Annotated in this window: 18 protein-coding genes and 1 pseudogene; 10 read left to right on the top strand and 9 right to left on the bottom strand. The window is 67.6% G+C overall.

Annotated features, from left to right (window positions below; all coding sequences use genetic code 11):
- The first annotated feature begins 133 nt into the window (after nt 1-133).
- Nucleotides 134-1,492: a cytochrome P450 gene (locus BOX37_RS14780; protein WP_071928153.1), complete on the top strand. Its 1,359-nt coding sequence runs from the start codon at nt 134-136 to the stop codon at nt 1,490-1,492.
- On the opposite strand, the gene BOX37_RS14775 is transcribed toward BOX37_RS14780, so the two are convergent.
- Nucleotides 1,474-3,396 (bottom strand): acyl-CoA dehydrogenase family protein, encoded by a 1,923-nt coding sequence (locus BOX37_RS14775; RefSeq protein WP_071928152.1) that lies wholly within the window; start codon nt 3,394-3,396, stop codon nt 1,474-1,476. The two genes, BOX37_RS14780 and BOX37_RS14775, sit on opposite strands and share 19 nt — an antisense overlap.
- Nucleotides 3,397-3,502: 106 nt before the next feature.
- Here BOX37_RS14775 and BOX37_RS14770 point away from each other — a divergent pair, with 106 nt between their 5' ends.
- Nucleotides 3,503-4,129 carry a TetR/AcrR family transcriptional regulator gene (locus BOX37_RS14770; protein WP_071928151.1) on the top strand — a complete coding sequence of 209 codons (627 nt, stop codon included), beginning with the start codon at nt 3,503-3,505 and terminating at the stop codon, nt 4,127-4,129.
- 117 nt (nt 4,130-4,246) lie between these two features.
- Nucleotides 4,247-4,855 (top strand): class I SAM-dependent methyltransferase, encoded by a 609-nt coding sequence (locus BOX37_RS14765; RefSeq protein ID WP_071931511.1) that lies wholly within the window; start codon nt 4,247-4,249, stop codon nt 4,853-4,855.
- A 2-nt stretch (nt 4,856-4,857) separates the two neighbouring features.
- Here BOX37_RS14765 and BOX37_RS14760 read toward each other — a convergent pair whose 3' ends face one another.
- The gene (locus tag BOX37_RS14760) at nt 4,858-6,132 is read right to left on the bottom strand and encodes a hypothetical protein (RefSeq protein WP_071928150.1); all 1,275 of its coding nucleotides are present in this window, start codon (nt 6,130-6,132) and stop codon (nt 4,858-4,860) included.
- Nucleotides 6,133-6,363: 231 nt separating this feature from the next.
- On the opposite strand from BOX37_RS14760, the pseudogene BOX37_RS14755 reads away from it, so the two are divergent.
- Together BOX37_RS14755 and arfB are read left to right on the top strand one after the other, a co-directional pair.
- Nucleotides 6,364-6,645, top strand: a pseudogene (locus BOX37_RS14755) (HNH endonuclease); the annotation flags it as partial.
- 169 nt (nt 6,646-6,814) lie between these two features.
- On the top strand, nt 6,815-7,243 hold the full coding sequence (arfB, locus tag BOX37_RS14750; RefSeq protein ID WP_071928149.1) for an alternative ribosome rescue aminoacyl-tRNA hydrolase ArfB: 429 nt from the start codon (nt 6,815-6,817) through the stop codon (nt 7,241-7,243).
- Between the two features lie 299 nt (nt 7,244-7,542).
- On the opposite strand, the gene BOX37_RS14745 is transcribed toward arfB, so the two are convergent.
- Nucleotides 7,543-7,968 carry a Fur family transcriptional regulator gene (locus BOX37_RS14745; protein WP_071928148.1) on the bottom strand — a complete coding sequence of 142 codons (426 nt, stop codon included), beginning with the start codon at nt 7,966-7,968 and terminating at the stop codon, nt 7,543-7,545.
- Between the two features lie 364 nt (nt 7,969-8,332).
- On the opposite strand from BOX37_RS14745, the gene BOX37_RS14740 reads away from it, so the two are divergent.
- Nucleotides 8,333-9,199, top strand: a complete 867-nt coding sequence (locus BOX37_RS14740) for a class I SAM-dependent methyltransferase (protein ID WP_071928147.1) — start codon at nt 8,333-8,335, stop codon at nt 9,197-9,199.
- A 91-nt stretch (nt 9,200-9,290) separates the two neighbouring features.
- Here the strand turns inward: BOX37_RS14740 and BOX37_RS14735 are convergent, their stop codons facing one another.
- Nucleotides 9,291-10,550 (bottom strand): MFS transporter, encoded by a 1,260-nt coding sequence (locus BOX37_RS14735; RefSeq protein WP_071928146.1) that lies wholly within the window; start codon nt 10,548-10,550, stop codon nt 9,291-9,293.
- Between the two features lie 175 nt (nt 10,551-10,725).
- On the opposite strand from BOX37_RS14735, the gene BOX37_RS14730 reads away from it, so the two are divergent.
- The 4 genes from BOX37_RS14730 to BOX37_RS14715 are packed head-to-tail and all read left to right on the top strand — an operon-like array spanning nt 10,726 to nt 16,134.
- Complete coding sequence (locus tag BOX37_RS14730; protein ID WP_071928145.1) at nt 10,726-12,399, top strand: ABC transporter family substrate-binding protein; 1,674 nt, start codon at nt 10,726-10,728, stop codon at nt 12,397-12,399.
- Complete coding sequence (locus BOX37_RS14725) at nt 12,396-13,424, top strand: ABC transporter permease (protein WP_240505350.1); 1,029 nt, start codon at nt 12,396-12,398, stop codon at nt 13,422-13,424. Before BOX37_RS14730 ends, BOX37_RS14725 begins: the two co-directional genes overlap by 4 nt.
- A complete protein-coding gene (locus BOX37_RS14720) occupies nt 13,421-14,257 on the top strand; it encodes an ABC transporter permease (protein ID WP_071928144.1) in 837 nt (278 codons plus the stop codon). Before BOX37_RS14725 ends, BOX37_RS14720 begins: the two co-directional genes overlap by 4 nt.
- Nucleotides 14,254-16,134 (top strand): dipeptide ABC transporter ATP-binding protein, encoded by a 1,881-nt coding sequence (locus BOX37_RS14715; protein WP_071928143.1) that lies wholly within the window; start codon nt 14,254-14,256, stop codon nt 16,132-16,134. Before BOX37_RS14720 ends, BOX37_RS14715 begins: the two co-directional genes overlap by 4 nt.
- Here the strand turns inward: BOX37_RS14715 and BOX37_RS14710 are convergent.
- From BOX37_RS14710 to BOX37_RS14690, 5 genes are all read right to left on the bottom strand, one after another.
- The gene (locus tag BOX37_RS14710) at nt 16,116-17,354 is read right to left on the bottom strand and encodes an ATP-grasp domain-containing protein (RefSeq protein WP_240505349.1); all 1,239 of its coding nucleotides are present in this window, start codon (nt 17,352-17,354) and stop codon (nt 16,116-16,118) included. The two genes, BOX37_RS14715 and BOX37_RS14710, sit on opposite strands and share 19 nt — an antisense overlap.
- The gene (locus BOX37_RS14705) at nt 17,351-18,565 is read right to left on the bottom strand and encodes an aminotransferase class V-fold PLP-dependent enzyme (RefSeq protein WP_071928141.1); all 1,215 of its coding nucleotides are present in this window, start codon (nt 18,563-18,565) and stop codon (nt 17,351-17,353) included. Before BOX37_RS14705 ends, BOX37_RS14710 begins: the two co-directional genes overlap by 4 nt.
- Nucleotides 18,566-18,569: 4 nt before the next feature.
- Nucleotides 18,570-19,889, bottom strand: coding sequence for a pyridoxal-phosphate dependent enzyme (locus BOX37_RS14700; protein WP_071928140.1), 1,320 nt, complete (start codon nt 19,887-19,889; stop codon nt 18,570-18,572).
- A complete protein-coding gene (locus BOX37_RS14695) occupies nt 19,886-21,313 on the bottom strand; it encodes a type III PLP-dependent enzyme domain-containing protein (RefSeq protein ID WP_206045833.1) in 1,428 nt (475 codons plus the stop codon). Before BOX37_RS14695 ends, BOX37_RS14700 begins: the two co-directional genes overlap by 4 nt.
- Nucleotides 21,314-21,942: 629 nt before the next feature.
- Nucleotides 21,943-22,641 carry a DUF8020 domain-containing protein gene (locus BOX37_RS14690; protein ID WP_071928138.1) on the bottom strand — a complete coding sequence of 233 codons (699 nt, stop codon included), beginning with the start codon at nt 22,639-22,641 and terminating at the stop codon, nt 21,943-21,945.
- Between the last annotated feature and the right edge of the window lie 463 nt (nt 22,642-23,104).

The raw sequence follows: 23,104 nt of genomic DNA, 5'->3' as shown, positions 1-23,104 counted from the left end.
CGGTGACCGAACCTTCGAAATAGACTCCTTTATGGTTCGCCCCGGTAATCGGGGGCTTCTGAATTTCGACTCTCGTTGCTATGGCCGTAATTGCACGATTGCATGTCGTGGTTCCAACGGTGAGGATGGCGGGGTGTCACAGACCCCGATATCGCTGCGCGAACTGCCCCGCCTCCGCACCCGCGACCTCGCCCAGCTGGGCGGACTGCTGCGACCAGGCACGCACACCTCCCCGCTGCTCGCGCTCGGCGAACGGTTCGTGGTCAGGCCGCCGGGGTTTCCGACCATGCTGGTCACTCACGACATGGGCGATGTGCGGGCGCTGTTCGCCAACAACGACGACTTCTCGATCGGGCAGGTGCTCAGCCGCTTCTCCAGCCACGACGTGATGTTCGGCAAGCAGACGATGATCTTCCTCGACGGTGCCGAGCATCGCCGCGAGCGCAAGCTGTTCGCGCCGCCGTTCCAGGCCGCGGCGCTGCGGTCCTACGAGCAACTGATGGTCGAGGTGGTCGAACGCGAATTGCCCACCTGGCCGGTCGGCGAACCGTTCGAATTCCTGAAAGTCGGCTACGACCTGGCCATCGGCGTGCTGCTGGGCACCGTGTTCGGCGATGTCGCGCCCGAGCGCCGCGATCGGCTGAAGTCGGCGATCAGCGCCTGGTTCGGCGAGATCGAGAGCCGCGGCTTCCTGGCCGTCACCCTGATCACCCCGCTGATCGGCGGTGCCACCCTGCCGTATCCGCCGCTGCGGCGCCGCCAGGACGAGGTCGACGCCGTCATCATCGAGGAGATCACCGCCCGGCGCGCCGGGCCCGCTCCGGCCGCGGCGCCGGTGAGCGGCCACCGCGACGTGCTCTCACGCTATGTCGGCACCGACCTCGACCAACACGACGACGCCGCCCTGGCTCGCAACATGCGCGGCATCCTGCTCGGCGCCTACGAGACCACCGCGATCACCCTCGGCTGGATCGCCGCCATGCTCGCCGGTCATCCCGAGGCCATGGCCGAGGTGGACGCCGCGGTCGACACCGGCGACACCGACCGCCTCGACGCCTACCTCGACGCGGTGGTCGCCGAGGTCATGCGCCTGCGCCCGGTCTCACCGTTCACCGGACGCCGGGCCCTGCGCGACACCGTGATCAACGGTGTGGCGATTCCCCAGGGTGCCATCGTCATCGTGCCGATCCTGCTCATCCACGAATCCGAACGGCACTACGCGGACCCGCTGACCTTTCGCCCGGAACGCTTTCTCGACAACCGGCCGAGCGCGCATTCCTGGCTCACTTTCGGCGCGGGCGCTCACCGCTGCCTCGGCGCCCAGTTCGCCCTGGCCGAGGCCCGCATCCTGTTCCGTACCGTGCTCGAGCACCGCCGCATCGCGACGGTGCCCGGGCCGGTCGAACCGCCGCGCCGCTATCACACCGGGCTGAGCCCCGCCGACAACGCGCGCATCACGCTGCTCCCCCGCGTTCAGGCGTTCATCTCGTAGACACCGGCCAGCGACCTGGCCTCGGCGAGCACGCGCTCGAACCGCGACCGGTCGAAGACCGGACGGCGGACCAGGTCCAGGGCCCGGCGCTGCTGGGCGGGTGTGGCGGTCGGTTTGTTGTGCAGGGTCAGCGCGTTCGCCGAGAACGCGCGCACGAAACCGTCGAAGATCTGGTCGAGCACGGCCTTGTCGGTGCCCTCGATCCGCGCCTGTTCCAGGATCAGCTGCGCGTAGGGCACCGCGGTGAACAGCTCACCGAGCGCGAAGAGGAAGTCGACATCGGCCTGCTGCGCGGTGGTCGGCGCCGCGGCCGCCAGCAGTGCCTGCAGCGCGCGCACCTGCTCCAGGAACACCGCCACGTTCGGGACATCGGCGAACTCCCCGAACACCGGTCGCCAATCCTCGAAGCGGATCCGCCCCAGACCACTGCTCGGCCCCTGCCGGAACAGGAACTCGTCGTCTGCGGGGTCGCGGCGCGTGGGCACGGGAGCATAAGTGGCACTGGCGAACTCGGCGCCGAGCGGCTTCACGACCGCACCGAGGCGCGGCGCGATCCGGCGACTCGACCAGCTCAGCGCGCCGGCGAGGGCCTTCGTGGCTCCCGCAGGGGCCACCGCGGCGCCGGGAATCGACTGCAGGGCGGCCAGTCCCGCGTCGGCCGGATGGAACATGTAGTTGGCCATGAACTTCAGTGACAGCGCCATGTTCACGTGGACGGTGCCCTCGAGCCGCGGCAGGCCGAACATGGCCGTCATCGCGATCGGGAAGTACATGTCGTTCTCGAAGCCGCGCGCGGCGATCACGTCGGCGAGATCCTCGATGACCCGCTGCCCCTGCCGGGTCACCGACATCTTCTCGATCGCGTTGAACAGCAGGTAGCGGCGATCCTCCGGCGCGGCCGAACGCATGTAGTCGATCGCGCGCTCGCTGTAGAGCTTCATCGCGACGATCCGGGCGTAGGAATCGGTGATCAGCGAACGCACCTGCGGGAACTCGGTGACCCGGTGCCCGAAAAGAATCCGGTTCTCGGCGTGATTGATCGCCTCGTAGTAGGCGTGCTCGCAGGCACCGATCGCACCGAAACCGAGGTTGAACTTGCCGACATTGACCGTGTTCATCGCGGCGTGGAAGGCGTCCTCGCCTTGATGCAGGATGTCTTCCTCGGCCACCGGGTAGTTCTCGAGGTCGAAAGCGGCGACATAGATCTGGCTGTTGACCACATTGCGACGCAGCTTGTACGCCTCGTGCTGGCTGTCGGCGACGAAGAACAGATACCCCTCGTAGTCTGCCTGCGTCGGCTTGTTCGTCAACGCCTTCGCGCTGTCGATGATCGGCTTGTCCGAACGGCGCCCGAACACCGAAACCATCGAGGCCAGATTGCCGTTGCCGATGTAGTGCTTGCCGCCGGTCGCGGTGTACCCGCCGTCGGGCTGCGGGTCGACGATCATGTCGGTGGAGTAGACGTCGGCGCCGTGCTCCTTCTCCGAGAGCCCGAAGGCGAAGATCTCGCCGGAATCGAGCTGCGCGGCCGCCTTCTTCTTGGCGGCGCTGTTGCTGCTCTGCCAGATCGGGCCGAGCCCGAGGATGGTGACCTGCCAGACATACCAATACGACATCCCGTAGAAGCCGAGGATCTGGCTGAGGGTGGCGTTGCGGCCGGTGTCCCAGCGCTTGTTCGGATCACCGTCGGCCTCGGCGGCGGGAGTGAGGAAGGTGGCGAACAGCCGCTCCCGTTTCACGAAGTCCAGGAAGTCCGAGAGCCAGACCCGCTCGTGGTCGTCATGGACCAGCTGGGTCTTGCCCCTGGCCTCGAACCAGTCGACCACCGCGCGCAGCATCCTTCGGGTCTCGGGGTCGAACTGGGCGAAGTCGCAGTTCTTCGGGTTGAGCAGGGCCTGGGGCATCGTCGCTCCTCACACGGGCGTCCAGCCTCGTCGGACGCTTCATTCACGAATGTAGCATTTTTCTACAACGGTGTAGGAACAGGTCACCTGTTGCTATCGTGGACCCATGGCTAGTGAGACGTCCGTTCAGCGGCGCGAACGGGCAGCGCACCTCGGCCCCGAGCGACGACGCCCCCAAGTGCTCGACGCGGCGCTCGAGATCGCCGCTCGCGACGGCATCGCCGCGGTGACCATGGGCGCGATCGCCGAGCACATGCGGGTCACCCGACCGGTCGTCTACTCCTGCTTCCCCGACCGCGTCCAACTCATCGACGCGTTGATCGAGCGCGAGGAGAACTTCCTGATCTCCGGCGTCCTCGACATCCTGCCGCCCCGACAAACCGACGCCGACGAAACCGTCTTCGTCGCCGGCTTTCGCGCCCTGCTGCACAAAGCGGCCAGCCGCCCCGCCGCGTGGCGGCTGCTCTACGGCAATCCCGACCCCGCCGTCGCCGCCTCCTTCGGCCGCGGCCGACGTCTCGCCGTCGCCCGCTGCACCGAACTGCTCCTGCCCACGCTCGAGGCCTGGGGCGTCACCGACGCCGAACGCAAACTCCCCGCCCTCGTCGAACTCTGGGTCTCGGCAGGCGAAGGCGCCGTCCGCACCCTGCTCGCCGACGACGCCGCCTGGACCCCCGACGAACTCGGCGCCTTCACCGGCGCCGCCGTCTACCGCGCCATGCGCGCCGCCTGACCCACACCACGCTCCGGTGGCGGCCGCTCTCACCGATGCCGCCACCAGAGCGCGGTGATCAACGGTCCAGTCGGCGGCCTAGGGTGGAGCACGGGGCTGGTCGAGTGGAAGGTGGTCATGGACGTGGCGAACGAGCGCACGCCGAGTGCGTGGGAGGAACGCATTGCGGCGGACCCCACGCATTCGACCTGGTACGTGGAGCGGTTCCGGAAGCTCGCCGCGCAGGGCGAGGACATCGTGGGCGAAGCCCGGCTGATCGACGCCATGCTCGGACGCGGAAGCCGCGTGCTCGACGCGGGCTGCGGACCCGGCCGGATCGGCGGCTACCTGCACACCGCCGGGCACACTGTGGTCGGCGTCGACGTCGACCCGGTCCTCGTGGAAGCGGCCATCATCGATCATCCCGGCCCCACCTGGCTCGTCGGCGACCTCGCCGAACTCGACCTCGCCACCGACTTCGACGCCATCGTCTGCGCGGGCAACGTGATGACCTTCCTGGCACCGTCCACCCGCACCGCGGTCCTGTCCGGATTCGCCAACCACCTCGCCCCGACCGGCCGCGCCGTGATCGGCTTCGGCGCGAACCGCGGCTACGACTTCCCCGATTTCCTCACCGACGCCGAATCAGCCGGTCTCACACCAGATCTCCTCCTGTCGACCTGGGACCTGCGCCCGTTCACCGACGAGGCGGACTTCTTGGTCGCGATTCTCTCCCGCGCCCACTGACCTCAGTTGCCGTGCAACCACCGCTGTTTCAGGTTCCAGTGGTTGTCCCACCAGGCACGTTCGGAGGCGGGATCCGCGCCCGCGGGCGGGGGCGGGGATTCACCGGGAAACAGCCCGTTCGGATCGGGCTCGCCGACCCTGGTCGGTGTCGGTGTCTCGCTCGGCGTCGCCGTGTTCGGTGGGCTCGCCGAGGGGGCTGGGGTGCTCGGGTTCGCCGCGGTGGCGGGGGCCCGGTCCGGGAACTCCGGATTCCACTGCGGAGCGGGAGCCGCGGGCACGACAGGAACGGGGTCGACAACCGGCGTCCGCCCGGCGTCCGGTGCCGGGTTCGGAACGAGAGTCGACGGTGGCACCGCGGCCGCCGGCCGACGCGGAACCTGCGCTTCGGTCGTGGCCTCGACCGCTGTCGCGGAAACCGACGGCGGCGAAGGGCTGGCCGCACTGGGCAAACCCGCCTTCACCGCTGGTGAGCTGTCGTCCAGTACTTCTGTCACCGCGAATCCGGACGCGACCAGCAGCGCCGCGGCGACCGCCGCGACCAGCGGTAGCCGACCGGGACGCCGGGGCACTGCCGGTGGGGCGGCGGACCGGTTTCGCACCTGACCGGCGGCCACGAGCGCCGCTCCCCGCGCCGTCGCGTCGGCGAAATCCGGCAGGAGGACAACCGGCGCGCCGAGTTCGTCCTGCAAGACGGTCGCGATCTCGGGCTCGGCCGCCCGCGAGCCACAGAGGGCAACCACGCTGGGATGCGTCGGAACCGAGGCCAGCATCGACCGCACTCGACCGATCGTCTCACTCATCGGGTCCGCATCGAACACCTCCGTGGACGCCTCGTCGGCGGTGCCGACACCCCACCGGGTGGCCCAGGACTCCGACGCCAAGATCTGCCCGCGCTCCGCCCCGACCACTACCGCGGTCGAGGTGCGGTCGACCACGTTCAGCAACACCACGGTCCTGAACTCGTCCAGCTCTGGCGTGCCACCGACCAGCGCGGACATCGCCGACCCGGTCGAAACCATCGACGATGTCCGCCACTCTCCGGACGCCAACTCCGAGACGATCGCCTTCCGGTCCTGCGCCGAGTGATAGGCCACTGCGACATCCGCTATGCGCGGCTCCGTCTCCGCGAGAGCATTCAGTGCGCCGACGATCGACCCACCGTCATCGACTCGCTGCTCGACCGACCGCAGCACCGCGGGCTGTGCCGGCGGCTCGGTGGAGAGCAGCACCCCGCGGATGACACCGAGCTCCGCTGATATTCCCACTGTGAGTGTCATGGATCACCTACTCGATCAATCTAGGGGCTCCCGGCAGGTTCGTTGCGAACGCCCTCAGCGATCGGCCGACACCCAAGTTGTGACCTGTCTCACCGCCGATACACGCGCGGGCGTTCGACCGGAACACCGCGCCCCGCCTGCGACCTGTCGACCATCGCGACGCGTATTCTCACCCCCGTGCCAACTGGCGGTAGCAAACGGATTCGCGCCGCGCGCAAGCGGAGGAAGCGGATGGCGCGCGTCACTCACGACCTCACCGACGCGCAGTGGGACGCGCTCGGGACGGCCTGGGGAGGGTGTGCCTACTGTGGCTCCTCGGTGACCTCACTGCAGAAGGACTGCGTGCAGGCCATCTCGCGCGGCGGCCGCTACACGCTCGGCAACGTCGTGCCCGCGTGCGGGTCGTGCAACTCCAGCAAGTGCAACGCCGAGGTGACAGGCTGGCTGCGGCGCAAGAAGCTCGACGAACGCGCGTTCCTCCTGCGCCACTACGAGATCTCGGCCGAACTCGCCAACCGGTTCGCCCAGCCGCGGGAATCGGTGGAGGAGGGGACCTGCCGCACACGCGACCTGCCCACCGCGCAGACCACCAGAGACGACAAACGATAGGGTTTACCGTCCGGTCGCGACCAGATCAGCCTGGTCGAGTCGACTCCCGAATCGCACGGAACGGCGTCGGATCATGGCAGAGGACCTGATCGTGACTCGGGCGCTGGTGATCCCCGGGTCCGAGTTGCGCGAGCGGTTCTCACGGTCATCCGGTCCGGGAGGCCAGCACGTCAACACCACCGACAGCCGGGTGGAGCTGTCGTTCGACCTCGCCCATTCGCCCTCGGTGCCGGAGTCACTGCGCACCCGGATGCTCGACCGCCTGGCCGCCCGCCTGGTCAACGGGGTGCTCACGGTCGCCGCGTCGGAGCAACGCGCACAACTGCAGAACCGCGCGGCCGCCCGCGAGCGCCTGGCTTCGCTACTGCGTGACGCCGCTGCCGCCCCGCCACCCGCACGCCGCGCCACCAAGCCCTCGCGCGGAGCGAAGGAACGTCGCATCGCCGCGAAGAAGCGGCGCGGTGTCACCAAACGCAACCGCCGCGCCTCCCCCGACGACTAGCCGCGCGTCTTTCACTGGACTGCGAGCCAGCGCTTGCGCGGCTGTGCGCAGCACGGCAGCCCGGCCGATCGTGCTCGCTTGCACACCCCGTGATGCGTAGCCCCTGACTGGAGCATTGCCACAATGATGTTCATTATCGTGTTCGTTCGCGTTCGAAAGTCGGCCCGTGCCCTCGAAGACCGTGACTCATCCGGCAGCGGCCGGGTTCGACGAGTGTTCACCCGAGCGTCGTCCGCCGCTGCGCGCCACGGCAGACCGTGGGCGCCAGCGCCACCCGACCCGCCCAGCAGCGCAGGTGATCAGGACGCGCGGTCTCGACAGCGGCCCTGGACGCTGAGGTGGTGCACCAGGTCGGTGAACCCGCACTCCTGGGCGAACCACTCCATCTCGGCCACAATACCCACGGCCGAGATCGGTTGTGCGCGGCCACATTCCGTACACCACAGGCTGTGCCGGTCGTCCGGATCCGACGCGATGCGGAACAGGCGCGCACCCGCCTGGCCGCGCAGGGTCACGACCCGGCCCTCGCTGATCAGCTGCCCCAAGATCCGATAGACCGTCGCGTAACCGATACCACGGGTTCCGAAATGGGAAGCCTCGTAATAGATCTCACCCGCGCTGAGGCAGCACTTGCCGGCACCGAGTACCGCGAGGAGAACGTCGCGGCGACTGCCGCCGTAGGCCTTCCGAGATCGAGGGGAGGAGGCAGGGTCGGTCTTCGACATCGAACGCGAGATCCTGTCACCGCGAGGTGGATACCAGATGGCTGACCGACCGACATGCTCGCTTCGCCCCTGGCGCGCAGGCCCCCGAGCATGATCGCCAGCTCGCCCTCGAGCTACGCGGGATCCATCGGCGAGGGCGAAGTCATCACGGTGAATCAGCGATTCCACCGAGGCCACGACCATCCGCGCGGCGCCGCCAACCGCGCGGCACCACCGAGACAACGATCGCGAAGGACACGCGGTCGATGGCGCCGCGCACCGAAGCCGATTGGCAAATAGGTGGCTACCATGATCGACTGCGGGGATCGACCATCATCGACCCCCATGCTCTAGATGAAAATGATCTTCATTAACATCGTGACCCATGACCATCACCGAACGTCAGGAGACGCCGATACCGGGGACCGGTACGTCGACCACGAACCCGGCAGCGGCCGAGGCGGTATTCGGGCACGCCACCTCGCGCCTGCTCGCGCCGCTGCAGGTGCGCGCGGGCGATACCGTCGTCGATGTCGGCCCCGGAGCGGGATCGGCCACGCTGGCGCTGGCAGAAGCTGTCGGTGAACGAGGCCGGGTGCACATCGTGGACGTCGATCCGGCCATGCTCGAAGCCACGATGAACGCGGTCGGCAAGGCCGGCCTCACCGACCGGGTACGCCCGATACTGCACGATCTGGAGAGCGGCCCGCCACCGATACACGACGCGGTCGACGCCGTGTGGTCGTCGGCTTGCGTGCATCACACGCGCGATTGGGGCGCGGCGGTGCGCGCGTTGACCTCGCTGCTGCGTCCCGGCGGTTCGCTGTGCATCGCCGAAGGGGGCTTGCCCAGCAGGTCGATTCCGTGGGATTGCGGCGTGGGCACACCGGGTCTGGAGACTCGGCTGGACGCCGCGCACAACCGCTGGTCCACGCAATGGTTCGCCGGACGTGCCGGCGTGCGGCGCCACACCGGCGATTGGGGCGAGATCCTCGGCGCCGCCGGCCTGGAGGGCGTCACCCGATTGAGCACTCTCATCGACTATCCCGCACCGCTCGACGAGCGGGTCCGGGGCGTTGTTCTGGACGAGTTGGCCGCGCGGGTCCGCCGAGCCGGTCCCTTCCTCGACGACCGCGACGCCGCCGCCTGGAAAACTTTGCTCGACCCGGCCGACGCGCAGTGGCTCGGCCACCGGCCCGATCTGGCACTGCTCACCGTCCGAACCGCGTTCTACGGCCGCCGCCCCCACTAGCCTGCTCCCCCAGCGGTACACCGAGACTGCCCGGTTCGATGACAAGTGGCCGGGGCCGCCTCGGTACCCGAACCGTCGGCGCCGCCGTGCGTTAGACGGTACGCACGGCGTCCATCGAGGGGATTTCGCGTAGCCGAGGGATGCGCGACAGCAGGATCGGCAGTGCGGCGACGAGGAACCCGATCGCCGCGATCCACAGCCCGGTACGCAAGCCGAGCTGGCCGCCGACCACACCCCCGACGATCGCCCCGGTGGTTCCGATGCCCCACATCAACGTCCGCATACCGGCCGTCATCCGGCCCATCAGTTCCGGCGGGGTCACCGCTTGGCGCAAGCTCGTTCCGGCCACGTTGGACAAGGCCAGGCCGGCGCGCATCAGGAAGAAGCCGGTCGTCACGCCGATCACGGCCAGCACGGTGGGGCCGGTGGCGAGCGGGATCAGCAACGGCCCGGTGTAGCCGACGACAACCGCTGTGGCGTAGACCTTCCCGAAGTGATGGCGGCTCACGATCCGCGCGGCATACGCCGCACCGAGTACGCCACCGATGGCGCTGAGCGCGACGACGAGACCGATCAGGCCCGGGTCGAATTGCAGTTCGCGTACCGCGTAGACCACGAACAGCGCCTCGACGAACATGTAGCAGAAGTTGAAGCTGGCTCCCGCCACAGCGAGAATCCGCAGGTAGGGCTGCCCAACGATGAACATGATCCCCTCCTTGATCTCCCTGCCGAGGTGCCGCTCGCCGGATGGACGAATCTCCTCACGCGCCTTGATCGTCCACAACGACAGCACCGAGGCCAGATACGATCCGGCATTGACGGCCAGGGCGAACGGCGCGGTGAGCACCTGCACGAGCAACCCGCCCAGCCCGGGACCGGCGAACTCCGCGGCCGAAGCACTCGCGCTCACCCGCCCGTTGGCCGCGACGAGGTCATCCTTGCCGACGATCACCGGCACGTAGGACAGCCAGCACACTTCGAACAGCACCGTGCAGACACCGATGGCCGCCACGATGACCGCCAGCCCCACCATCGTCAGGGAGTCCAGCGCCGCCAGCAGGGGTACCAAGCCGACCAGCCCCGCCCGCAACAGATTCGAGATGATCATCAGCGGGCGCTTGGCCCGTCGGTCCGCCAGTACCCCGAAGGGTAGGGCCAGGAACAGAAACGGCAGAAACGCCAGCGAGCGCAGTACGCCGAGCTCCTCCGGCGACGCCTGCAAGATGATGACCGCGGTCAGCGGGAGCGCGAGGTTGGTGACCTGCGTACCGAACAGTGAGACCGTCTCCCCGAACCAGAAGCGGCTGAAGTCCGGGTTTCGCCGCCACCAGCGCTTCTGACCATCACTCATGCTCGCCCCCCGTGAACCCGCGATGAAACCCTAACACGCACAATGAAAACCATTACCATTAGCGAAGCGCACCCGAACCCTGTCGTTCTTATTGAAAATGATTGTCACTTACGATACGTTGCCCCGGATCGACGATTACTCGGCCCCGGCATCGGGGCGCAGATTGAGGACACACATGCGGTTCAGAGGCACGGCATCAACGCTGGGCGGGCTGGTACTGGTCGCGGCGATGAGCATCACCGGTTGCGCAGGCAACCCAGAGTCTGTTCGTCCCGAGCACAGCCTCGCGCAACCCGACATCAACCAGCAGGACCCCACAGCACTGCGCGACGGCGGAGACCTGCGCGTACCCATCGACGCGTTGCCGTCGAACTTCAACCCCAAGCAGGTCGACGGCGCCCGCGTCGTGACCTACCAGCTCGCCGAGGCGATCCTGCCGAGTGCCTTCCTCGACACCGCCGACGGCGTACCGGCGGTGAACCGCAACTTCTTCGACTCGATCGAGTTGGTGTCCACCGACCCGCAGGTCGTGCGCTACGTCATCGCCGAGCAGGCGGTCTGGAGCAACGGACGCTCGCTCAGCTGGCTGGACCTGCGCGGACACTGGGCCGCGCTCAACGGGACCGACACCGGGTACGAGGTCAACAACCACGTCGGATATCAGGACGTGGCCCAGGTCGAGCGCGGCGCCACCGACAAGGAGGCGATACTCACCTTCGCCAAGCCGTTCGCGGACTGGCAAGGGTTGTTCCGGCCGCTGGTGCCGGTCGAGGTCACCGAGAACGCCGAAGCGTTCAACAAGTCCTGGCTCGACGGCCCCGCCGTCACGTCCGGACCTTTCGAGGTCGCCTCGATCGACACCACGGCCAAGGTCGTCACGCTGCGGCGGAACGCCCAGTGGTGGGCGACGCCGGCGACGTTGGATCGCGTCATCTTCCGCGTTCTCGCTCCGGCCGCCCGCGCCGACGAACTGGCCAACGGCGGCATCGATCTGTATCCGATCGGTGGTGACATCGATCTGTTCACTCGCGCCAAATCCATCCCCGGCGTCGAGATCCGGCAGGCCACCGAACGCCGGGCCGGTCAGCTCACCTTCAACGGTGCGGCCGGATCGCGCCTGGCCGATGAACGGCTGCGCATCGCTGTCGCCCAGGCGATCGATCCGCAGCAGGTGACCGATGTCGTCGTCGGCCCGATCGCGCCGGGCACCGAGGCGGTCGGCAACCACATCGTTCCGCCCGGCTATGCCGGCTACCAGGACAACTCAGCGACCCTGCCCTTCGACCAGGACGCCGCGAAGACGGCACTCGACGGACTCGGCTGGGTGCTCGACGGTGCCACGCGCGCCAAAGACGGTGAACGGCTGAACCTTCGGTTCGTCGTCCAGGCCACCCCGACCGGGCGCGCGGTCTCCGGTGTGATCGCCGAACAGCTGGCGCAGGTCGGTATCGGGACCACGGTCGAGTCGGTGCCGGTCGACCGTTTCCAGAGCAGCTACCTGCAGCCGGGCAACTTCGATCTCATCGCCTTCGAGTGGACGAAGTCGCCGTACCCGATCTCCCACGACCGCCCGGTGTTCCAGGAACCGGTCGGCGCGAAGGCGGGCAACAACTTCGGCCGGGTCTCGGTGCCCGGAATCCAGGAACTCTACGATCGCGCGATTGCCGAGTTCGACACCACCCAGCGCGACGAACTCGCCAACGAGATCGACGTTCTGGCCTGGAAATACGCCCATCACCTGCCGCTCTATCCCGAATCCGGCGCCTACGCGGTGCGTGCCGACCTGGCCAACTACGGCGCCCGCGGCCTCGGGGCCTATGGGTTCGCTCAGGCCGGGTTCATGCAGTGACAACCCGCGGTGACGGCCGCCTCCTGGCGCCCGCCTCCCCGACCCTGCGGATGGCGCGACGGCTGGGCATTCGGCTGGCGGGCTGGGCCGGATTGTGTTTCGCCGCAGTCCTGTTGACCTACACCCTCGCCTCACTGACCTTCGATCCGCTCGCTGACTTGCGCACCACACAGCCCCCGACACCGCAGACGGTTCTCGACGCGCGTGCCGCCGAACTCGGTCTCGACCAGCCCATCCCCACTCGCTTTCTCACCTGGGTCGCGGCGGTGCCGTCCGGTGATTTCGGCGTGACCGTGGCTGGTCACGACATCTCCGAGCAGGTGGGGCAACGAGCCGGTGCGAGTCTTCGGCTGTTCCTGCCCGGCAGTGCGGCCGCGGTGGTGCTCGGCATCGCGTTCGGATTGTGGGGAGCGCTGCGGGCAGGCCGCTTCTCCGATACCGCGTCGATGACGATCGCCCTTGTGCTGCTGGCGATCCCGGTGTTCGTCCTCGGTACCGTACTGAAGATTCTCTGGCTCCCGATCAACGAGGCCGCGGGTACCGACCTGCTGCCGTTCAGCGGCGAGCGGACACCGGGATCCGACCTGACCGGCTGGGCCGCGATGACCGACCGCCTCCGGCATCTGATCCTGCCCACGGTGACCATCGCACTCCCCCAGATCGCGTTCTACAGCAGATTCCAGCGTGCGGCGATGCTCGAGGTGCTCGACAGCGAGTTCCTGCGCGCGGCGCGCGCCCGCGGGCTGACCCGTTTCGGGGCCATCCGCACCCACGGCCTACGCATGGCGTTGATCCCGATGACCGCGCTGATCGCGTTCAGCTTCGGACTGCATCTGGCCGGCGGTGTCTTCACCGAACGGATCTTCGGCTGGCACGGACTCGGCGATTGGCTCATGAGCGCGGTCGAGCACCAGGACGCCATGGTGGTGGCGACAGCGACGCTGCTGATGGCGATCCTGGTCGTCACCGTCGGCTGGATCGCCGAGATCGCCCTCGCCGTCCTCGACCCACGGACACGAACATGATCGATGGTGCGGTATCCCTGCGAGCGGCCCTGCGCCGACGTCCCGGTGTGTTCTTCGGTGCCGCCGTCCTGATCCTGCTGGCAATCGCCGCGTTCGTCGGTCCGCATCTACTGCCTCACAGCCACACCCAGCAAGACCTCACCAACATCTTGGGCCCGCCCTCCCCGGCGCACCCACTCGGAACAGGACGCCTCGGCGAAGACGTGCTCGCACTGTGTCTTCGAGGGCTGCAGAAGTCACTGGTGATCGGGTTGCTCGCCGCGGTACTCACCACCGTGCTGGCCGCGGCGATCGGCACCGTCGCGGGCTATCTCGGCGGAAAGACCGACCGTGCCCTCATGACGGTTGTCGACATCTTGCTGGTGTTGCCGCCGATCCTGGTGGTCGCCGTGCTCTCCCCCGCCCTGCGCGGGCAGTCCTGGCTGGTGCTGATCGTGCTGATCTCGGCATTTCAATGGATGCTGACCTCGCGCGTGGTGCGGGCACGGGCACGGAGTCTGCGCACCTCGGGGTTCGTCATCGCCGCGGAGAACATGGGCGCCTCGACCGCCCGGATCATCACCAGACACATGCTGCCGCAGATGGCGCCGCTGTTGATCATCGACTGCACCATGAATGTCGCCACCGCCGTACTCACCGAAGCCGGGCTGAGCTACTTCGGTTTCGGCGTCCAACCACCCGATGTCTCCCTCGGCACGCTGGTGGCCACGGGAACCGGCTCGGCCCTGACCTTTCCGTGGGTGTTCGTGGCGCCGGTCGGCTTCCTCGCGGCCACCGTGCTGGCCACCGCGGTCCTCGGCGAAGGCTTGCGCGACGATGAGAGGACCCCATGAGCCCACTGCTCGAAATCGACGATCTGACAGTCACTTTCACCCACCGCAGCGGCCGGACCAGGGCGGTCGACGGTCTCACGCTCACCGTGGCCGCGCGCGAATCCCTCGCCCTGGTCGGTGAGTCGGGGTCGGGCAAATCCGCGACCGCGCTCGCGGTGATGGGGCTGCTGCCCGCCTCTGCCCGCGTCGCGGGATCGGTGCGACTGACCGGCCTGGAACTGCTCGATCTGCCCGACCAGGAGTTCTCGCGGTTGCGAGGGCGCCGGGTGGCGATGGTGCATCAAGATCCTCTCGGCTCGTTGACGCCGGTGCTCTCGGTCGGCGCTCAGGTCATCGAGGCGCTCACCATCCACCAACGCGGCATCAGCCGACACGACGCGACCCACCGCGCTGTCGAGCTGTTGGACGCGGTGGGCATCCCCGCCGCACGAACCAGGATCTCGGCACTGCCACACGAGTTCTCCGGCGGCATGCGCCAACGGGTCGGCATCGCCATGGCCATGGCCAACAGCCCCGAGCTGATCATCGCCGACGAACCGACCAGCGCGCTCGATGTCACCGTCGCGGCCCAGATTCTCGATCTGCTCGATGATGTGCGCACCGAGACCGGTGCCGCGTTGCTGCTCATCACCCATGACCTCGGTGTGGTGGCACGCTCCTGCGAACGCGTCGCGGTCATGAACCACGGGGTGCTCGTCGAGCAGGGCGCGGTGGAAACCCTGTTCACCTCGCCCGCCAGCGGTGAGCTGCGCTCCCTGCTGACCGCCACGACGTCCTCGGCCGGCCACGGGCGGCCCGCCGGGAACCCGGTGCTGCGGGTCACCGGCCTGCGCAAACACTTCACCGCACGCCGCGGCCACGAGGTCACCGCGGTCGACGGCGTCGACCTCGATCTCGCTGCCGGACAGGCACTGGCGCTGATCGGCGAATCAGGCTGCGGGAAGACGACATTGCTGCGTGAGATCATCGGCCTGCGCCGGCCGGCGGCGGGCACGATCGAGGTTCTCGGGCGCGATCTCGCCGCTCTGCGACGGCGCGATCGCGCGAAACTGCGCCAACACGTGCAGATGGTCATGCAGGATCCGACCGCTTCGCTGAACCCGACGATGACCGTGGCCGATCTCATCGCCGAACCCCTGCGCATCCACGGGTGGTCACGCGCGAACGCCCGTGCCCGAGCCCGCGAACTCCTGGATCTGGTCGGCCTGGACGAAGACTGCGCCGAGCGACGGCCCGCACGCCTGTCCGGCGGGCAACGCCAACGGGTGGCAATCGCGCGCGCCCTCGCGCCCAGACCGCGCCTGGTGCTGCTGGACGAACCGGTGTCGGCGTTGGACATGTCGCTGCGCGCGGGGATCATCGACCTGCTCACCGAGCTGCGCGACCAGTTCGATCTGGCGTTTCTGATGGTCTCCCACGATCTCTCGCTCACCAGGCAGGCCGTCGAACACGTCGCGGTCATGTACCTGGGGAAAGTGGTGGAATCGGGTCCGGTCGGCGAGGTCCTCGACCAGCCCCTGCATCCCTACACGCGGGCACTCATCGCCGCCACCCCCACTCTGGACGTGTGCACCGCGCGAGCACGACGCGCGGCGGTACTCACCGGCGAGTGTCCCGATCCGGGCGCCAAGTCCGACCGGCCGCAAGGATGCGCGTTCCGGGCACGGTGTCGGCTCTACGCCGAACTTCCTGTCTCCGAACGCCATCGGTGTGAGCAGCTGGCGCCGTCAGCACGATCGGTCGGTGCCCGGCGGATCACCTGTCACCACGCGGTCCTCACGCCCGAGTCGGCGTCCTGGTCCGGTTCGGCGCATCGGGTCACGCCAGCGGTGCAGGACGACGACGTGCGAGCCCGACCTCACGTCCGCACCCGATAGAAGCCCGGCCCGTCGAGGTAGTTAACCGCACGGAAGTCGTCGGCCACGACCTGGGCGACCGAGTGGGCCAGGCCGACCATCAACGGTTCGGTGCAGTCATCGACCGTGCGGGGAAGCTGCTCGCCCGGCCGCACCGACAGGTGCTCCTGGTGGAAACTCGGCAGCGCCCGCACCTGCTCGAGCAGCGGGTAGTCCTCGAGCACCCCCTCGACCGGCGAGGTCAGATACGCCATCACGACATGCCGTTCGATGCTGTTCGGCCGCACGTACTCCCGCTCGAATCGCTGCGGGTGCAGATAGGCGTCGACCGTCCATTCCAGCTGCGACTCGCCGCCGGCGAGGTGCGCGTAATACGCGGCGCCACCACCGCAGAGTCGGATTCCGGCCTCTACCAGGCAGGGACCGTCGGGGGTCAGCATGATCTCGAGGTGTGCGGGACCGTGGTGCACGCCCAGCGCGTCGAGAACGGCGCGGGCGTAGCCGATCAGTTCCGGTACCTGCTCGGCCGGGGTGGAGAACACCCCCGCGTGCCGGTCGACGACACCGTTGACCGTCATCTTGGCGTACCGCCAGATGTCGGTGACACGGTGGCGACCGTGGGAACTGACCGTGTTCACGGCGTACTCGGTGCCGACCAGGTACTCCTGGGCGACAACAGCGTCGTTGGATCGTCCGAACACATTGGTACTGCCGTGGATCTCGCGGTAGGCGGCGACCGAGTCATCCGGTGTGGCGCAGAAGCGAACTCCGTCGTTGCCCGCGCTGCGCACCGGCTTCACCACGACCCGGCCGCCGATCTCGCCGTGCCACGCCCGCAGCTTCTGCTCATCGGAAACCAGCACCTGCCTCGTGGCGCGAATCCCCGCGAGACGCAAGGTCTCGTTCTGGATGAACTTGTCCCGGCGTGCGGCACTGAGCGCACTGCCGTTGGTGGGCAATCCCAGTGACTCGCTGAGCCGGTCGGCCAACTCGACGCCCGTTTCTCCGCCGGTGATGACGAAGTCGGGTCGGTGGGCGGCGACCGCGTCGCGCGTCGCAGAGAAGTCGCCGCGATGGACGATGTCGGCGACGAAGCTGCTCAGATCCGGCCTGGCGCGATAGGCGGGTGGGACATCGACGGTGCTCTGCACACGCACCACGCGCGCACCCGCGTCCAGAAACGCCTGTGCCAACGGCAGTGTCGGAGCGTAGATGTCCACAATGGCAACAGTGGGGCTCAACTCTGCATCCTCTCGCATCGGCCGACCACGGCGAGCAGCCGATCGATCTCGGCCGGGGTGTTGTAGACATGGACACTGACGCGCACGGCGTGGTCTCGGCTGTCGCGACCGGCTTGGCAGTGGCTGTCGGCGCGCACCATGATTCCCTCGTCGGCCAAGACGAATCCCAGATCATCGGAGCGCACCCGGCGGTGTCGGAAGGTGACGATGCTCTCCCGATGCTGCACGGTCGAGTCCAGGGAGAGACTGTCCTGGCAGCCCAATACCTGCACTCCGTCGAAGGCGCTCAACCCGTCGGTCAGGCGTGCGCTCAGCGCGGAATTCCAGGCCCTGACATCAGCGAGACCGGCCGCATCGAGCCAGTCGAACGCCGCCGTCATACTGACGATGCCCGCGGTGTTCGGTGTTCCCGCCCACCCCTGCCTGGTGAATCGTGGACCACGCCGATTGCGTGCCCAGACCGCGCCGATCCCCGGTAGCGCCATCATCTTGTGTCCGGAGAAGACGACGAAGTCCACATCCAGATCGGCGACCGAGACCGGCCCGTGCCCGACACTCTGGGCGGCGTCCAGGCAGATCGGTACGTCCGGTCCGACCGCTTCGCGAATCCGGTGCACATTCATATCCGCGCCGAACACGTGGTGGACGTGGGTCGCCGCGACGAACTTCGTGCGGGCGTTCAGCAACGAGGGCAGCGCGCGATGGTCGTAGTCGCCCGATGCCGCGTCCACGGGCATCGCCTTGACCGCGATGCGCACGCCTCGGCGGGCCAAAGCGACCCGGAGATCGAGCCACGGCCGCAGGTTCGACTGGTGGTCGCCGAACGGCACGATGATCTCGTCGCCGTCGGCGAGCAACTCGGCGAGCCAGTCCTGCGCGACCGCGCGCAGTCCCGCGCTGGTGCCGCTGACGAACTCCACCGAGGAATCGGAGTCGTCGTCTCCCAATGCTTTTCGCACACGGTCACGCGCGCGGTCGACGCGCGCGGTGGTGCTGGTCGCCCACGGGTAGGACCCTCGTCCGACGTTGGCGTTGTCACCGGTCAAGAACTCGTTGACGGCGTCGAGGACTGCCGCGGGCTTCTGGGCGGTGGCCGCGCTGTCGAGGTAGGCCGGCCTGGGGTTTCCCGCGATGATCGGGAACTGCCGGCGGAGTCGCTGCTGCCAGTCGGCGAGTCGGTCCAGTACCGCGGGGTCGGCGTTCATGGTCATCGCGTCAATCCCGTACCAGCGGGGCGCCCGCGTCGCGCCAGGCCACGACACCGCCGCGCAGACTTCGCACGTCACGATGACCCATGCGAGTCAGCAGCGCCGCGTAGCGCGCCGACTTCTCGCCCACCGGGCACACCAGCAGCGCGGGCTGGCCTGCGCCGAACGGCAGGCCCCCGCGCACCAACTCGTCGAACAACTCGTCGACGATGTTGATGGAGCCCTCGATGTGCAACGTCGAATAGGCGAAGGAACCGCGGAGATCGACCACGACGGGGCGCTCGACAGAAATCCAGTCTCGCGCGGCGGTGACATCCATCGACTCGACCGAACACAGTTCGTCCTCGGTCACGGTGTCGAGGGAGTTCGGCCGGGCGGGTTGCTTCAGCAGTTCCGGGCGTAGCCGGCGCACGTAGCTCATGTAGCTCTCGACCCGGTCACACACGATGAAGACCGCGGATTTCCGCGTTTCCAGCGTCGCGTCGATCGAGGCGAGGTGGCGCACGGCGCCGAAATAGGCCGCACCCGCTGTCGGCCCGCCCAGGATTCCGCAGCGACGGTTGAGTACGAGCATGCCGTCGATGGCCTGCTGGGCCGAAACCGGCTCGAGCACATCGTAATTGTTCGGATCGAACAGGCCGACCTCGTTGACCTCGTCGATATTACGGATTCCCGGAATGAAGTCCGATTTGGTCGACACCAACCCGACCACCCTGACGTCGGGATTGTTCTCCCGCAGCACAGTGGCCACGCCCGTGGACGAGCCCGCGGTGCCCACGCAGGCGATGAAGATGTCCGGGCCCTCACCATCGAGATCCTTGATGATCTCCGGAGCCGTCCCGACTCGATGCGCTTCTGGATTGCGCGGATTGAAGTATTGGTCGGTGTGCAGGTGGCCGTTGCCTTCCTCCGACAGCATCCGGTACATCCGCGTCAGCGGGTCCTCGGAGTCTGTCGGGTCGAGGCACTCGGTCTGACCGGGCAGCTCTTCGATCTGCGCACCGAGCAGCAGCAGCAGGTCCTTGAGCTCGGGGACCTTCATGCGGTTGGTCACGCTCTTGAACGGCAGCCCATGCATGGCGGCGACAACCGCCAGCGCCTTGGCGGTATTGCCGCTGGACAGTTCCACGATCGCGTCACCGCGCTCGACCGCCTCGGCCAGACCGGCCCTCGCCATGTTCCAGGCCGGACGATCCTTGACCGATCCGAACGGGTTGAGCATTTCCATTTTCGCGTAGAGATCGACGTTGCGCAGGCCGTGAACACCCGGATCGATACGAACGAGTGGCGTATCACCGATGACGTCGAGAATGCTGTCGAACTTCATTCGCGGTTCCCTTTCACGGGCCAGTATTGATCATCGAGACACCATCGCCAGCTGTCGCCGGCCGGATAGACGGCGACCTTCCGGGCGATGGGTTGCATCAGGGCGTGGTCGGCGGCGAAATCCATGAAATAGCCCGCCGTGTTCACGAACGCGAGCAGCTCGCCGCGCACCGGCATGCGTGGCAGTGTCACTCTTCGGCGGGTGATCAGGTCGTCTTCGAGGCACAGGTTGCCGGACAGGTAGACGCCGACCGGATCGGCGTCGATCGGGTCGTCGCAGACAAAGACGGGATCCATGAAGACCGCGTGGTCCTCGGCACTGATGTCGCGCGAATTCGCCTCCAGCCGAACCATGGTCTCGCCGGCGGCGGTCGAACGAACTTCGGCCACCCGGGCCAGCGTCAGCCCGCACTGATCGACCAGGGCTCGGCCCGGCTCGATGTAGAGGTCGTACATGCTCTCCATCAGCAGCGTGGCGAACGGGCGCCCCAGCGACGGAGCGGTGCGGCTCAGCAACTCATCGAGGTATCGCGCACCGGCCACCGGCCGATAGCTCGGGTAGATGCCCAGTGCTCCGCGCAGCGTGCCCGCCTCGGCGCGCAATCCGTAGCCGTGGCTCTGCCAGGTCATCGATGGTCGAGTACCGAGCACCGATTTGCTCAGTTCCGTTGTGTAACTTTCCCACTCGTCCCGGTCGGCGAGGTAGTTCGCTCCGAATCCGCCGCCGATGTCGATCGCGCGCGGTGCGAATCCGCGAGTCACGGCGTCGTGCATGGCGAGCAGGCAGCCGTCGAGCGCCAGTGCCTTCTCGTCGAGTCCGTTGGTGTCGAGGTGATAGGACACGCCCAACAGCTCGATGCGGTCGCGGTGTCGGTCGAGGATGTCGAACACCGAGGGGAGTTCGCGCTGATGCACACCGAACCTGCTGGGTCGGCTGAGAACCTTGACGCCCGGCGAGTCGAATGCCGACAGCCGGATCATGGCGCGCACGGCCGGCATCCGGTGGCGGGCAGTGATCTCGGCGAGCTCGGTCAACTCCTGTTCGGAGTCGGCGTTCACGATGGCACCGACCTTGGCCGCGAGCCACAGGAAATCCGCGTCCTTGGGACCGGTGGCCATGATTCGATCTCCCGCGAATCCGGCTGCCAGGACATGCTGGAGCTCACCGAGCGAGGCGACGTCCACCCCGATCTCGCCGGCCGCCAGCTCACGGATCAACGCCGTCGACCTGTTGGCCTTGTGCGCGAAGTAGACCTGCCCGGTCAGACGATGCGTGCCGTACACCGATCGATAGGTTGCCGCGTTCTCCTCGATCTTCTGCGGCACAACGACATTGAGCGGCGAACCCAGCGCCTCGACCATCCCCGACAGCACACCGGGGTGCGCGAGAACATCCTGCAGCAGGCCGCTCACCTGGGGTGTCAAACGTAACTCTGTATGCAACGCAACCTCGATCGAACGCCAACCCATCAGAAGCCGAGGCTCATGAAATCGGCTGGGGCAAAACGTAACTGCTTCCAACGATGTGCCTGTGTACCGATGCCTCCCCCGAGCGAGCAGGGGCGGTTCCACCCTTCTATCCAGGTACACGGAAGTTGCCGAGGGCGCTCCACTACCCGGGCGCCCCCAACGACCACTTAATGACAATGATTCTCAATAGTCACATCATTGCCCGTCCTCCAACCTTCGCGCAAGCCCACCACCCACCGAGTACCCATGGCCGGACTCCCCAGTGCCACAACAGAGTCCGCCTTCAGCACGACACTGCGACCACCGCCGCACCACCCCCTACCCAGCACGAGCTCAAGGGTTTCGACCGCGTCCGAGCCCCACCCGGCACGGACGTTCCGACCGCAGCACGGCCGGCCTACCCATGAATTGTCGAGGATCAGCGGCAGGCGACACCTTCGAATCGCGACGAAGCCCATCCCCGCCGATGACCAGACCCCGAGAGTGGACATCGCACGCCGGCGCGACCAGCCAATCGACACCGACCGGAGACCTCGACGACGAGATCCCGACCAGCCGAACGCCGATCAGCCGGCCGTCGTGCGCTACTTCGCCGGGAAGGGCTGGTTGATCGTGCTGAAGTACTGCAACGCCGCCCCGATCGCCACCGGCGCGGTCACCAGGATCTGCCCCGCGACCGTCCCCAGCGCGCCCACCGCCAGGATGCCACCGAGGCAACCGATGGCCGCCGCGGGCAGGAACGGACCGAACAGGCCGACGATGGTCGCCGCCGCGACGGTGGCACCGACGGCACCACCGAGCACGCAACCCACCGCGGCACCGCCGAGGCTGCCCACCAGCGTGCCGATTCCGGCGCCGAGGCCCACCGTGCTGGTCAGACGCGACCAGGCCGCCTGCTCGCGGTCGTATTCGTTCTTCCACGGAGCCTTGTCCTCGAACGGCAGGGCGACCGGCCTGTAGGTCGCGTGGTCCCGATCGATCCGCGGGGTCAGTGTCGCTGCGCGCCCGCTGATCTCGGCGGCGATCGGGAACTGGAAGTCGTCGATGGTGAACGTCAAGGGCGTACCGGCGACGACATCACCATTGGGAGCCTTGACTTTCAGCGCCCCGTCCTCGACCACGAGCGATCCGGCGTCGACGCTGATGATCGACTGGGTGTCGGTCGCGTGCGCGCTGAAACCGACCGGCTCCTCGGCGGCCGGAGCGGCGTAGGCCACGTTCGACCCGAAGCCGACCGAGGCGATGACGGCCGCGCTGCACAGCGCAAACTTGTTGATCTTCATCAGGGTGGTTCCTCATCTCACATAGGGCTGCCGTGCGGCGCGCACAGGGCTGCCGATCGGCCGAGGTTCGAACACCGGCCGATCCCGCGTGCCACACGAGAGGACAGTGAACCATTAATGGTTTTCATTTTCAATAAGGGTCGACGTCGTCGCCACCGGGCAGCGTCGCAGTCCGGTGGCGGAGGCGGACGAGGCCGCGCGACGCTGCGAACAAGCGCTCAGGTTCTGGCGCTGGAAGCGCGAAGTCCACGGCGTAGTGGTGGTTCAATGGAGGCTGAGTTCAAGCCTCAGGGCAGGGACGCGAACGAGCTGACAACCCGGCCCCGAGGATCGACGCGGACGAGACGTGGTGAACATGGTCGGGAACCGGTCGTCGCGCTGTCTCGGATGTCCACTACACCGGATCGGGTGCCGATAGATGAAGGGTCCGAAGTCCGGTTGATGGTCGGCGTAGTGCTGTCGG

It is taken from the genome of Nocardia mangyaensis (assembly GCF_001886715.1).
In the GTDB taxonomy this organism is placed as follows: Bacteria; Actinomycetota; Actinomycetes; order Mycobacteriales; family Mycobacteriaceae; genus Nocardia; species Nocardia mangyaensis.
This window is presented reverse-complemented; position numbering and strand designations above follow the sequence as displayed.

Coding starts and splice junctions, on each gene's coding strand:
- BOX37_RS14775 (WP_071928152.1), bottom strand. CDS start 3,396: ATGCCCCAGGCCCTGCTCAACCCGAAGAACTGCGACTTCGCCCAGTTC.
- BOX37_RS14740 (WP_071928147.1), top strand. CDS start 8,333: ATGACCATCACCGAACGTCAGGAGACGCCGATACCGGGGACCGGTACG.
- BOX37_RS14715 (WP_071928143.1), top strand. CDS start 14,254: ATGAGCCCACTGCTCGAAATCGACGATCTGACAGTCACTTTCACCCAC.
- BOX37_RS14760 (WP_071928150.1), bottom strand. CDS start 6,132: ATGACACTCACAGTGGGAATATCAGCGGAGCTCGGTGTCATCCGCGGG.
- BOX37_RS14720 (WP_071928144.1), top strand. CDS start 13,421: ATGATCGATGGTGCGGTATCCCTGCGAGCGGCCCTGCGCCGACGTCCC.
- BOX37_RS14705 (WP_071928141.1), bottom strand. CDS start 18,565: ATGACCATGAACGCCGACCCCGCGGTACTGGACCGACTCGCCGACTGG.
- BOX37_RS14765 (WP_071931511.1), top strand. CDS start 4,247: ATGGACGTGGCGAACGAGCGCACGCCGAGTGCGTGGGAGGAACGCATT.
- BOX37_RS14745 (WP_071928148.1), bottom strand. CDS start 7,968: ATGTCGAAGACCGACCCTGCCTCCTCCCCTCGATCTCGGAAGGCCTAC.
- BOX37_RS14735 (WP_071928146.1), bottom strand. CDS start 10,550: ATGAGTGATGGTCAGAAGCGCTGGTGGCGGCGAAACCCGGACTTCAGC.
- arfB (WP_071928149.1), top strand. CDS start 6,815: ATGGCAGAGGACCTGATCGTGACTCGGGCGCTGGTGATCCCCGGGTCC.
- BOX37_RS14770 (WP_071928151.1), top strand. CDS start 3,503: ATGGCTAGTGAGACGTCCGTTCAGCGGCGCGAACGGGCAGCGCACCTC.
- BOX37_RS14690 (WP_071928138.1), bottom strand. CDS start 22,641: ATGAAGATCAACAAGTTTGCGCTGTGCAGCGCGGCCGTCATCGCCTCG.
- BOX37_RS14700 (WP_071928140.1), bottom strand. CDS start 19,889: ATGAAGTTCGACAGCATTCTCGACGTCATCGGTGATACGCCACTCGTT.
- BOX37_RS14730 (WP_071928145.1), top strand. CDS start 10,726: ATGCGGTTCAGAGGCACGGCATCAACGCTGGGCGGGCTGGTACTGGTC.